Annotated in this window: 11 protein-coding genes; 3 read left to right on the top strand and 8 right to left on the bottom strand. The window is 62.1% G+C overall.

Annotated elements, in window-relative coordinates; genetic code table 11:
• Positions 1–19 precede the first annotated feature (19 nt).
• On the top strand, positions 20–1,516 hold the full coding sequence (locus HB777_26460) for a lipopolysaccharide biosynthesis protein (GenBank protein QND67117.1): 1,497 nt from the start codon (positions 20–22) through the stop codon (positions 1,514–1,516).
• A gap of 52 nt (positions 1,517–1,568) precedes the next feature.
• On the top strand, positions 1,569–2,591 hold the full coding sequence (locus HB777_26465) for a phosphoribosyltransferase (GenBank protein QND67118.1): 1,023 nt from the start codon (positions 1,569–1,571) through the stop codon (positions 2,589–2,591).
• A gap of 10 nt (positions 2,592–2,601) precedes the next feature.
• On the opposite strand, the gene HB777_26470 is transcribed toward HB777_26465, so the two are convergent.
• The 8 genes from HB777_26470 to HB777_26505 all read right to left on the bottom strand — a co-directional run bounded on the left by HB777_26470 (position 2,602) and on the right by HB777_26505 (position 11,118).
• On the bottom strand, positions 2,602–3,681 hold the full coding sequence (locus HB777_26470; GenBank protein ID QND67119.1) for a glycosyltransferase family 4 protein: 1,080 nt from the start codon (positions 3,679–3,681) through the stop codon (positions 2,602–2,604).
• Positions 3,682–3,749: 68 nt separating this feature from the next.
• Positions 3,750–4,199, bottom strand: coding sequence for a hypothetical protein (locus HB777_26475; protein ID QND67120.1), 450 nt, complete (start codon positions 4,197–4,199; stop codon positions 3,750–3,752).
• A gap of 13 nt (positions 4,200–4,212) precedes the next feature.
• Positions 4,213–5,655, bottom strand: a complete 1,443-nt coding sequence (locus tag HB777_26480; GenBank protein QND67121.1) for a GMC family oxidoreductase — start codon at positions 5,653–5,655, stop codon at positions 4,213–4,215.
• 92 nt (positions 5,656–5,747) lie between these two features.
• Complete coding sequence (locus HB777_26485) at positions 5,748–7,079, bottom strand: UDP-glucose/GDP-mannose dehydrogenase family protein (protein QND67122.1); 1,332 nt, start codon at positions 7,077–7,079, stop codon at positions 5,748–5,750.
• A gap of 67 nt (positions 7,080–7,146) precedes the next feature.
• A complete protein-coding gene (locus HB777_26490) occupies positions 7,147–8,010 on the bottom strand; it encodes a family 16 glycosylhydrolase (GenBank protein ID QND67123.1) in 864 nt (287 codons plus the stop codon).
• A gap of 152 nt (positions 8,011–8,162) precedes the next feature.
• Positions 8,163–8,558 carry a hypothetical protein gene (locus HB777_26495; GenBank protein ID QND67124.1) on the bottom strand — a complete coding sequence of 132 codons (396 nt, stop codon included), beginning with the start codon at positions 8,556–8,558 and terminating at the stop codon, positions 8,163–8,165.
• Between the two features lie 311 nt (positions 8,559–8,869).
• Positions 8,870–9,892, bottom strand: coding sequence for a glycosyltransferase family 2 protein (locus HB777_26500; protein QND67125.1), 1,023 nt, complete (start codon positions 9,890–9,892; stop codon positions 8,870–8,872).
• Between the two features lie 95 nt (positions 9,893–9,987).
• Positions 9,988–11,118, bottom strand: a complete 1,131-nt coding sequence (locus HB777_26505; GenBank protein ID QND67126.1) for a nucleotidyltransferase family protein — start codon at positions 11,116–11,118, stop codon at positions 9,988–9,990.
• A gap of 520 nt (positions 11,119–11,638) precedes the next feature.
• Between HB777_26505 and HB777_26510 the strand changes: the two genes are divergently transcribed.
• Positions 11,639–11,791: a lasso peptide gene (locus HB777_26510; protein ID QND67127.1), complete on the top strand. Its 153-nt coding sequence runs from the start codon at positions 11,639–11,641 to the stop codon at positions 11,789–11,791.
• The last annotated feature ends 25 nt before the right edge of the window (positions 11,792–11,816 follow it).

An 11,816-nucleotide genomic window follows, 5' to 3' on the forward strand; every position in this document is an offset into this window, starting at 1 on the left:
AAAATCAGGAATCCTGAATTTGGAAGCCAATGCATTCGATCCGCCAGAAGGCTCCTTGCGCAAATCGGTTGGGCGCGGCGCGGTCGTCACGGCCATGGCGCAATCGGTGCGGGTCGCGACACAGATCCTGTCCGTCATCGTCTTGTCGCGGCTGTTGTCGCCACAGGATTTCGGCGTCGTGGCGATGTGCGCGCCGGTGCTGGCCTTCATCGCGCTGTTCCAGGATTTCGGCCTGACCCAGGCGACAATCCAGAAAAGCGGCATCCGGCATGAGGAGGTGAACTACCTCTTCTGGATCAATGTCGCCGTCAGCGCGATCCTGGCTTGCGTGCTTGCGGGCGCAGCACCGCTGGTTGCTGCTTTCTATGGCGAACCGCGCGTGACCGGCCTGGTCGCCGCATTCGGGCTGCAGATCATGGCCTATGGGCTGGGCGCGCAGCATCTGGCGCTCCTGACGCGCCGCATGCAGTTCGGCCGGCTGGCCGTCATCGACGTCGCCAGCGCCATCGCAGGCCTCGCCGTGTCGATCGCCTGGACCTTCATCGACCGCTCCTATTGGGCGCTGTTTGCCGGCACGCTGACCGGTGCGGTGCTGCCGACGCTCTGCTACTGGGCAAGCTCGCGCTGGCGCCCGGGCCTGCCGCGCAAGGTCGCCGGCATCAGCGAGCTGATCAATTTCGGCGCCGGCATCACCGGCTTCAACTTCGCCAATTTCTTCGCCCGCAACCTCGACAATGTGCTGATCGGCAAATACTGGGGCGAGGCGCAGCTCGGCCTCTATGACCGCGCCTACAAGCTGCTTCTGTTCCCGCTCAGCCAGATCACCAACCCTTTGTCGAAGGTGATGGTGCCGGCGCTTTCCAGGCTGAAGGACGAGCCGGATCGTTACCGCAGCGCCTATCTGCGCGTCATGCCGCTGATCCTGTTGGTGGCGCTTCCCGGCGTCGCCTTCGCCACCGCGATGTCGGATGTGCTGATCCCCTTCGTGCTCGGCGAGCAATGGCGCGCAAGCGCCTCGATCTTCCTGGCGCTCGGCTTTGCCGGCCTGCTGCAGCCGCTCAACAATCCGGCCGGGTGGCTTTTCGTCAGCCAGGGCCGCTCCGGCGACTTCATGCGCTGGGGCATCGTAACGGCCGTAACCTCCGTGCTGGCCTTCATGATCGGCCTGCCCTATGGCGCGCTCGGCGTGGCGATTGCCTATGCTATCAGCGAGTATCTGCGGACGCCGTTCCTGTGGCTCTATGTCGGCAAGAGCGGACCGCTGCAGGCGCACCATGTGCTTCGCGCGGCAACGCCATTCGTGCTTGGCGCCCATCTGGCGCTGGCCGCGATCTGGTTCATCAAGCCACTGCTGCCGCAGCAGCATGTTGTTGCCCTGGCCAGCGGCGCCGTGCTCGCTTACCTCATCACCATCGCCATCGCACTGGCATTCGCCTCCGGCCGCGAAGCCTTGCGCGAGGCACTCAAGATGCTGCCGGCAAGGCTGCCCGCGGCAGCGCCGCGCGAGGCGCAATAATTTGGTCGCCTTCGACAGCTACGGACATCTCCTACAGGACCAGGTCTGAACCATGCACTACCGATCGATCTCCGATATGAACGACACCATTGTCAGGGGCCTGCACCGTCTGCCGCGTGACATCGACCTGGTCGTCGGCGTTCCCAGAAGCGGCGTGCTGGCGGCAACGCTGGTCAGCCTTGCGGCGAACATCCCGATGACCGATCTCGACAGCTTCCTGGCTGGGCGGATCTACACGTCAGGCGTCACCAAGCGCCGTGCCGCTCTCGACCGCAAGGTCTCCGAGATGCGCAAGGTGCTGGTGATCGACGACAGCGTCGCCGGCGGCAACGCCATGCGCGACGCGCGCGCCCGCATCCAGGCTGCCGGCATCGAGGCGGATTTCACCTTTGCCGCCGTGTTCGGCCTCGAGCCGCGGCACCAGGAAACCGACCTCGTCTTCGAGGTCGTACCGCATCCGCGCATGTTCCAGTGGAACTTCATGCATCACAAATTCCTGGCGCAGTGCTGCGTCGACATTGACGGCGTGCTGTGCCTCGATCCGACAGAGGCGGAAAACGACGACGGCCCGGCCTACGAGAAATTCCTCAGCGAAGCCCGGCCGCTCCATGTTGCGACCCACAAGATCGGCTGGCTGGTCACCAGCCGGCTGGAGAAATACCGCGCGCTGACCGAAGCATGGCTCGCCAAGCACGAGATCAAATACGACCGGCTGATCATGCTCGACCTGCCCAGCAAGGCGGAACGGCAGCGGCTTGGCGCGCATGGCAGTTTCAAGGCCGATTTCTATCGCAAATCCGATGCCATTCTGTTCATCGAGAGCGAACATGAACAGGCGCTGCGGATCACCGAACTGTCCGGCAAGCCGGTGCTGTGCGTCGAAACGCATATGGTCAGCTTTCCCGACACGCTGTCGCTGCCGGCACTTGGCCAGGCAGCCCGCAACCTGCCGGCACGGCTGCGGCAGATCAAGTCGCAAGAGAGCCGCAAGAGCGCCGCCAAGACCATTGCCCGCGCCCTGCTTGGCGCCCGCGGCTACGAGACGCTGAAAAGCCGGGTCAAGCGTCCCGCCTGATCCGGAGCGCCTATGCGGCCTGCCGCGCGCGCTGCTGCACCGCCCTGTCGAGTATCGAGAAGAAGGTAACGAACTGGCGATCGAGATCGAGTTCCGGGCGCCCGGCGAAGCTGCGCGCGAGGCCTGAGAGCCGGTCATATTCCTGGTTGTCGTTCCACAGCCGCCTGACGGCTGCGACCCAGTCGGCAAGCGGGGCATCATAGTCGAGCACCACGCCCCCCGAGCCGATCGCCTCGGGCAGACCGCCACGCCGCGAGCCGACAACCGGGATTCCGCTGCAATGGGCCTCCGACGCGACGCGGCCCCAGGCTTCCTCCCACTTGCTGGGTGCAAGCAGAATCCTGGTGCGGCCATAGACCGTCTTCATGTCACTGGTGCGGCCCTCCAGCACGACATTGCCCAGAGGGGCGATCGTCTGTTCGATCCGCGCCCGGTGATCGTCCTCCAGCTTCCAGCTTTCGACGAACAGGAACGGTATCTCGCGGCAGGCGCCGGCGATCCGCACCGCGAGCTCAAAACCCTTTTCCTCATAAGGATTGATCAGCGTGACAAACTGGCCCGTCGTCGGCGTCGAGTAATGCGCCGGGTTAATGGTCGGCGGGATCACCGTCGCATCGATGTCGAACTGTTGCTTGTAGGTGCGCGCGGTGAACTCGGAATTGGCTATGTAGAGCGCTGAATGCAATTCGCGGAGATCGCCGCCCAGTTCGTGAAATTCGACATTTCTGAGATACACGACCAGCGGCACGCCCTCGGCCTGCAGCGCCTTGCCGAGGGGAACCGACTTGTGACACTGAACCAGGGCCACATCCGGTTTCACCCTGTCGACGGCAAAGCTCGCCGCCTCCCAGGGAAACCAGGCCCGGATCACCGGATAGCCGGGATAGCTGTCGACGACCGCCGGCTGCCGCAGGAGCTTCATCTTGGCGCGCGCCTTGAGCCCGAAGACGCCATCCCCGAACAGAGCGGCAAGCACGGCGGCCTCGTGGCCATGCTCGATAAGCTGTTCGGCCAGATGATGCGTGCTGGACTGAACGCCGCCACTGAACTCGGGTGGGTAGCCGTTGCCGCCTGCAAAAAGAACTTTCATGGGATCGGGCTCCTTCTCGTATTCTTCGCTCAAAGGCGACAGGCAAAGCCCGCCGCCTCGCTTCGACATCAGGCAAGCTTCGGCGGCTCCAGATTCGCGAAGGGATTGGTACAGGATTGCCAGCCGGTAAACCGGATCGGGTCGCTGGGCGAACTGCGCCAGGCGTAGTCCGTCAACATATGGAATTCAGCGACGACCCAGCGGTCGAAATGCAGCAGATCTTCCCGCTTCTGCTGGGGCAGCAGGCGGCGTGCGACGCCCAATTTGAGCTCCTCCACCAGAGTGACGGCGTCGCTTAGTTTTTCGCTTGGAAATATCCACGGATTGCGGTTGCGGAACTCCAGCACGAACTGCTGCAGATGCTCGATGCGGATGTTCAGCCTGCCAAGGTATTTTTCCAGCGTGACGCGCACCAGATCCTCGTCCGAGAAGGAGGAAACGGCGGCGTAGGCGACCCCGGTCGAAACCACTCCGCCAGCCATGACGGCCAGGGCCGAGCGTCGGGAAATCTCGATCATGCGATACCTCCTTTCACGCGATCCGGCTCGCCGCCCGCAAGGACAGCGCTGCCGCGGTCAGGCTGGGATTGGCGCAGGAGCAGCTCGGATAGGTGCTGGTGCCAACGACGACCAGGTTTCTGAGCTGGTGGTGGATCATGCCGCTGTCGATAACCGAATCGGCCGGGCCGGTGCCCATCCTCAGCGTGCCCTGGACATGCGATTCGGTCGGCCGGATGCCACGGTCGAAGAGCTTTTCGACCGGCAGCGGCGCCAAAAGGTCAGGCAATTTCTCCAACGCACGAGCCATCCCCTTCACCGCGTAGTCCGATGGCGCCTTGAAGCTGACGAAGGCATTCTCATCCGCATCAAGCGTGACGAAGTTCTCGGGATCGAGCAGGTTTTCGGTGACCACGACAAGTGGCAGCGCCTGGCGCAGCCGCCCCTTTTCAGCACGCATCCCGTGCTGCCAACGGTTCTCGAAATAGACCAGTGCCGCCGCATGTTCCGATCGGTGCGGACCGTCATAGAGGCCGAAATTCAGGCCGGTGGTGATGGTGCTGCCGTCGAAATTGTCGACGCCGTCGAGATAGACCTCGAAATTCCAGCCGTAGGATTCGTGCAGGCCGCGACCGACGAATTCGCCGCCGAGGCCGGATCGCAGCATGATCGCCGCGCTCTGGATAGCATTGGCGCCGAGGATGAAGAGGTCGCCGCTGACCTGGTATTCCTTGCCGTCATGCGTGAAATTGACCGAACGGACCGCGCCGCCGACGTGATCGAGCCGGCGCACTTCCGCACCGAGGCAGACCGAAATGTCGGGATGCTCGAAGACATGCATCAACCCGTTGTTGACGGTGAATTTGGCATCGACCGGACACAGCCAGCAGCGCAGATTGGCACAGCACGAGGTGCGCTGTGATGTCGGCAGCCGCGCCCGCGCGGTTGGCATGACGAAATGCTGACCGGGCTGCGCCGCCTTCATCATCTTGTCTGGTGTCGACATGCGATGCGGCGGTTGCGGAAACGGCTTCGAGCGCGGCAGCATCGCCGCCATGTCGGGATCGCCGGAGATCGACATGATGTCTTCGGCGTCGCAGTAGAACGGCTCGACGTCGTCATAGCTGATCGGCCAGTCATTGCCGATGCCGTAGGTGCTTTTCAGCCTGAAGTCGTTGGGATGGAACCTTGGCGTCTGCGCGAACCAGCAGTTCGTTCCGCCACCCAGTCCGATCGTGTAGTTCCACGGCTTGTCGGAGTTGGTCTTGTAGGTCGTCTCGTCGTCGATGTCGGTGTTGGCGTTCTGGTCGAGCTGCCATTCATGGGTGTTGTGGCGGCCCCACTCCAGCACGAGGATGCGTGCCTTTCGCCGCTTGGCGAACTCATGCAGGAAGAAGGCCGAACCGAAGCCGGAACCGATCGCGACGAGATCGAAATGATCCTTGGTGATTTGTTCCGGCTTTACATCCAGCACCATCAGCTACAACTCCACACAGAAATACGCGCTCAGCCGTGGCGCCCGCAGGCCATATCCGGGCCGGTCTCGCATCGGTTTGTCCCGGCCCGGTCTCATGCCGCCATTCTGCCGATCGAGTGATATTCGATGCCATGGCGGGCGACGACCTTGGGGTCATACAAATTGCGGCCGTCGAAGATCACCGGCGTGGTCAGCGCGTCCTTCAGCGCGTCGAAGGATGGCGCACGGAAGCTCTTCCATTCGGTGGCGATGAGCAGCGCGTCGGCGCCGCGCAGTGCCGCCTCCTTGGTGCCGCACAGAAGCAGGTCGTCGCGCAGCCCGTAGATGGCCTGGCACTCCTGCATCGCCTCCGGATCATAGGCCTGCACGTTGGCACCGGCCTTCCACAGCGCTTCCATCAGCACACGCGCCGGAGCCTCGCGCATATCATCGGTGTTGGGCTTGAAGGCGAGGCCCCAAAGCGCAAAGGTCTTGCCTTTGAGATTGCCCTTGAAATAGCGGTTCACCTTGTCGAACAGCACGGATTTCTGGTCGTTGTTGCGTTCCTCGACGGCGCGCAGCAGCTTGGCGTCGAACTTGACGCCTTCGGCGGTCTTGATCAGCGCCCGCACATCCTTCGGGAAACACGAGCCGCCATACCCCAGACCCGGATAGATGAAATGGTAGCCGATGCGCGGATCGCTGCCGATGCCCTTGCGGACCTCCTCGATGTCGGCGCCGAGCTGCTCGGCCAGGTTGGCCATCTCGTTCATGAAGCTGATCTTGGTCGCCAGCATGCAGTTGGCGGCGTATTTGGTGAATTCGGCGCTGCGCACGTCCATCACGATCATCTTCTCGTGGTTGCGGTTGAACGGCGCGTAGAGTTCGCGCATCACCGCCTCGGTGCCCTCGCTGTCGGTGCCGACGATGATGCGGTCCGGCTTCATGCAGTCGGCGACAGCGGAGCCTTCCTTGAGGAATTCCGGATTGGAGGCGACATCGAAGGTCAGGTCCTCGCGGCCCCTTTTCTTCAACGTTTCGGCGATCCTCGCCTTGACCTTTTCGCAGGTGCCGACCGGCACCGTCGACTTGCCGACGACGATCTTGGGTTTGTCCATCTCGCGGCCGATGGTCTCGGCGACGGCCAGCACATATTTGAGGTCGGCCGAGCCGTCCTCGCCGGGCGGCGTGCCGACGGCGATCATCTGGATCTCGCCATGCCTGACGGCGGCGGCGGCATCGGTGGTGAACTTGATGCGGCCGGCGGCATGGTTCTCCTTGACGAGGTTTTCCAGTCCGGGTTCGAAGATGGGAACCAGGCCCTGGTTGAGCCGCTCGACCTTGGCGGCGTCGATGTCGACGCACACCACCTGGTGTCCGACTTCGGCAAGCACCGCCGCCTGCACGAGGCCGACATAGCCAATTCCAAACACCGTCAAATTCATTCGGTTTCATTCCCATGCAAGGCAGCGGACCGTTTCCGGCCCGGCCAGTTCAAATCGACTTTCCCAACTACTTTACGCTGCATGCCAGCGATTCCGGAAACTGACAGGGTTCGCCCAAGGCTGTGAAGGCAACGCGCTTGACCTGCAGCGAAAGCTTGCGGCCTGGATCGGCGAAAGCTCCCATCCAACCCTTCATCGTATCGCTGCCCCAAAGGCTGAAGAAGATCTTCTGCGCGTGCGTCGGCAATTTCGCCGGATCGGTGATCGTGTTGACCAGCTTGCCGTTGACGTACCAGCTCAAGCTGTCCTTCTTCCAGACGAAGGCGTAGTCGTTGAAGGCGTTCTCGGTGCCGCCCGGCACATCGACCAGCTTCTCGTTCTTGCCCTTGCCGGCGATATACGCATTGACCTGCACCTTGGAGGTGTCCTTGGTGAGGATCTCGAAGTCGATCTCGTCCCAGGGCTGCTTGTCGGTGGGGCCGATATAGGTGAAGAACGCCGCGTTGAGGCCGGAGCCGGTATCGGTCTTCAGCCGTGCCTCATAGGTGCCGTAGCCGAACCGCTGCTTGGTCTGGATCTCGCCGCAGGCAAACTCGCGGTCCTTCAGCTTCTGCTTCTCGAAACCGAGCGACAGCACCCCGTCCGACAGGCTGACCAGTCCCTTCGACCAGGTGCAATTCTGATGGCTGCCATTGTTCCAGCCGTCGGAAACATACCAGCGCGCACGATCGAAGCTTTTGAAATCGTCGACAAAGGACGGCGATGTCGGAATGTCCTGGGCATAGGAAGGGGTTGCCAGGAAGCTGCCAAGAGCGGCCAGCAGCAACGCACCGAGCGAAACAAGTCGCCGCCAGCCGGTTTGCCCGGTCCGGTGCGCGAACGGCGATGCGTCAATTGCTGTCGTGGACGTAGTTCTCGGATTCGAATTCATACCAAACTCACCTTTGCGCTGTGCGTCCCCAACCCAAAGTCGACGTTCGAACCGCTCCTGAACGGGCCAACCTTGACCTCCTTCGTGACCCTCTCGAATTGCTTTCCCCTGCCTCGCATCAAATCCGTTGCAACAGCTCCGTGCCTTCACTTTCAACCTCTGCCGGCGCCTGCCGGCCGGGCGAATTCGGCCGTGGCGGCCGAATCGGCATTCTCGTCGAAGACCATATCCAGCGAGTGACGGAGCTCTTTCATCATGCCGTCCTGGCGCGACAGCGCCGCGATGCGGCGTTCGCAATTCAGGATCGACGTCGTCAGTGCGCTGACTTCGGATGACCGACGGTCGGAGGCGGAGCCGTTTTCCATCGCTTCGACCAGGAAGGCGGCGTTGGTCGCCGTCGTCCGGTAGCGATTCTCAAGCCCTGCCCTCTCGGCCTCGATCTCGGCCGCGATCTGCTCGAACAGCTTTGCCAGACGATCAAGACGTGAAACATCGGCCTGCCGGTCGCGGGCCGGATCCCTTGATCTGAAACCGAATATCGAGGCCATGAACTCAGATTCCTGTCATCGCCGGCTTGTGGGCCGGGCTTTCTGGCCGATCCCCGCAGCCGGGGCTCAAAAACTCGTGTCGCATTGTCCTGCTCCTCTGAAGGAGAGACATCAGACCAATCCGATCGGGGGCCAGTTCGGCTGGTCGTCTAATTTGCTGCACCGCAACATAGACTGCCATCGTCGGAGCCGCGAGGCAACCACCCAATTCGTAAACTCATAAATCCGGCCGAAATGGTTTGCGTGATGCCGAAATGCTTTGCGTGATCAACGTGTCCCTGGCGGGCAAATCGCACGCAACGGACCCGCTCTTAACGTTCGTTGCCCGTGCTGGTTCCGGCCATCAGAAAACGCAGCGGCGGCACATGCTTTTGCCTGGACACAAGGCCGACACGACGAAACAGCGCCTCGAGTTTGTCGGAAGCCACGCCCTGGACGATGGGAACGAGGTTGGATTGGCTGGCGAAAGCGTAAGCCGCGGCCGATGCCAGGCCCCGCTCGGCCTTGACGTCGAGGAAATTGCGCAGCCGATACTTGTCGCGCACGTGCCGCTCGTGCCGCCGCAGCACCGCCTTCGAGCCTTCCGGCAGGCTGTCGATCGCCAGCAGCGCCAGATCCGCATCGGCCAGACGCTTCAGATCCTGGGTCTTGTGGCGGCCGCTCAGCGAATCGGCGCGGACGATGGCGCCGTAGCCGCAGGAGCGAATGACCTTGAACCGCGCCCCACGGGCGACCGCGCGGGCGTAGAGCTCATAGTCCTCGCCCAGCCGCAGGCTCTCGTCGTAGCGCAAGCCATGGCGGTCGAGGAAGGCACGGCTGATCACCGGCTTCAAAAAACCCAGTTCGCCCCTCTGCACGCGCCGCCTTGAGATGTTGCCTTCGACGAAGCGCTCGAAATCGAGGAATTCCGGATCGGCGGCAAATTTAGGCGCGACGATTTTCGTCGCATCGCCTGTCGCATCATCCCTGATCAGCATGATGTTGTCCGCCGCGAAATCCCAATCGGCGCCGGCAAACAGGCTGCCAAACCGGCCTTCGAGGAAAAAATCGTCGGCGTCGAGAATGCTGATGAACGGCGATTTCGAGCCGGCGATCGCTGCATTGCGGGCAAAGGAGGGACCGCGATTGACGTCGAGGCGCATCACCGCGAGCCGCCCGCTGCCATCGTCGGCGGATCGCGCGACATCAGCGGTGTCGTCGGTGGAGGCGTCATCGACGACGACGACCTCCGCCACTTCCGGTTCGCGCAACGCGGACGCGATGGCGACGGCGATTGTCGCCGCCGCGTTTTTTGCCGCGATGATCACGCAGACTTGGGGTTTCGTCATCGACATGGATTTGCCTCTCGTACAGGTGATATCGATTTGCCCTTGCCCCGTACTCGTTCGATGCCCGATTGAATTGCCATCAGCGCCCGATCTGTCTTCATTCAGCGACTGCCTGGCCGCTCAAAGATGCGGCGGCTGATGTCGGCGGACGCCGCCCAGCCGGCTTCGGCCAGATAGCGCACCGGCGCGCGGCCGCACAGTTCCCACAGCACCGTTCGCCGCTGCGGCCAGCGCAGCGACGGCAGCCACGGCGCGATGACCATGCTGAGCAGATCCTCATTGCCGATGCGCGACAGGATCCGGGTCGCGCGCTGCGACAGCAGCGTGCCGGCGCCGCCAAGCAGGACATCGGCGGCGCGCAGGCCGAGCAGCAGCGTGTCATCCAGTCCCTGCGCGGTTGCGGCATCGAGCACACGCTGCTGATCCGCCTCGTCGAGGCGGCTGGCGCTGGCGCTGATATCGCAGACGTAGCCCGCACAGGGTTCCCTGTTGAAAAGCGCCTTGGCAACGCTGATGCAGGACAAAAGCAAAGTGTCGGCGATCGAGGTGAACGGCACTACCCCGCCGGCGATTTCGACCTGTCGTTTGCGCCGCAGGAACCCGTCCGCGTCGCGCGGGCTCGGCGAGCCGGGCTGCTGGAGGCGGTAGTGGAGATCGACCGTGGACGGTCTCGGCCCATCGCCGCGGGTCATATGCTGTTCGCCGAGGAAGCGGACCCACCAGACGGAGCGCGATTTGCCCGACACCTCGTAGCCGATCGTACGAAGCGCATCACGCGTCCTGAAAAACCCCACCGGCGAAACCAGGATGTCGACATCGCCCGAAGGCTTCATGAAGTGGTCGTCATAGAGAAGCTGCTGCTGGAACGGACCCTTCAGAAAAACGAAATCGATCTCGCTGGCGCGCAGCACGTCATGGATCGCCATCGAATCCATGATGCAGGACGCGTTCATCGAAACCGTTCTCCTGCGGTAGGTGTCGAGCCACTGGAAGAGCTCGGCCGGCCTCTCATGCGCGGGTGCCCGCGACAGGGCCTTGAGGACAAAGGTGGCAACCTTGTTCAGCCTGACAATGTCGGCAATTTTGGCACCGTCAAGACCGTGCATCGACACGTCGCCCGCGGTTGCGAGCGGCCCGGCGAAATACAACCGCAGGCAGGCCTGCACATAGGCCACCTCGTCGGCACAGCCGGCGGCGCGCAATCGTTCGTATGAACCATCCGGCAAGGCCATTTAGCGCACAGTCTCCAAAGAAAGCGGTTTGCGCGGACGCTTATGCTGCAAGTGCGAAGCAAACATCACCAAAAACCTCGACGCCGTAAAGCCTTTCCTTTTGCAGTGCGGAATTTTGCAACCACAGCGTTTACCGGGCTCGCTTGAGGGGCGGCGAAAACCGCAGTAGAAACACCCGCTTGCCAGGGCGTTTCAGCCGATCCTCAGCAAGGATTTGCCAAGCAAGATTCGCCACATTAGCGATACCTAAAAAAGAGGCACCTAAGTAGACACTTTATGCAAGCAAAATCAGATGCTTAAAGAAGAGACGTCGACGTGGTCCTTGTGCACAAGGAATCGGCTCAAAAGAAGTCAGGTTTTGGGCATGGCTCACACGTATGGTGACGCGCACAACCCGTAATTGATTAACGCCTGGTAAATCAGGCTTGACTCATAAATGCTGCTATGCAGCTATTGCGCTGCAGCATGTACCTGCTGACGGCACTCGACAAGCCGTTTCCAGTCCTTATCGGAGAGTAAAATGGAACAGAATGTTGAAAAGCATGAATACGAAACGCCAAGCCTGACGGTGCATGGTTCGATTGAAACGATCACCCAGGGCGGCTCGTCAGGCGCAGTAACGGACGCCGCTTTCCCGGCAGGAACGCCTTTCGGCGACATTACCTTCTCTTGAGGTTATCGCAGTTTTTCCAGGGCGA

Source organism: Mesorhizobium loti, from assembly GCA_014189435.1.
GTDB lineage: Bacteria > Pseudomonadota > Alphaproteobacteria > Rhizobiales > Rhizobiaceae > Mesorhizobium > Mesorhizobium loti_G.

Coding starts and splice junctions, on each gene's coding strand:
- HB777_26470 (QND67119.1), bottom strand. CDS start 3,681: ATGAAAGTTCTTTTTGCAGGCGGCAACGGCTACCCACCCGAGTTCAGT.
- HB777_26500 (QND67125.1), bottom strand. CDS start 9,892: ATGTCGATGACGAAACCCCAAGTCTGCGTGATCATCGCGGCAAAAAAC.
- HB777_26465 (QND67118.1), top strand. CDS start 1,569: ATGCACTACCGATCGATCTCCGATATGAACGACACCATTGTCAGGGGC.
- HB777_26475 (QND67120.1), bottom strand. CDS start 4,199: ATGATCGAGATTTCCCGACGCTCGGCCCTGGCCGTCATGGCTGGCGGA.
- HB777_26485 (QND67122.1), bottom strand. CDS start 7,079: ATGAATTTGACGGTGTTTGGAATTGGCTATGTCGGCCTCGTGCAGGCG.
- HB777_26495 (QND67124.1), bottom strand. CDS start 8,558: ATGGCCTCGATATTCGGTTTCAGATCAAGGGATCCGGCCCGCGACCGG.
- HB777_26490 (QND67123.1), bottom strand. CDS start 8,010: ATGAATTCGAATCCGAGAACTACGTCCACGACAGCAATTGACGCATCG.
- HB777_26505 (QND67126.1), bottom strand. CDS start 11,118: ATGGCCTTGCCGGATGGTTCATACGAACGATTGCGCGCCGCCGGCTGT.
- HB777_26510 (QND67127.1), top strand. CDS start 11,639: ATGGAACAGAATGTTGAAAAGCATGAATACGAAACGCCAAGCCTGACG.
- HB777_26480 (QND67121.1), bottom strand. CDS start 5,655: ATGGTGCTGGATGTAAAGCCGGAACAAATCACCAAGGATCATTTCGAT.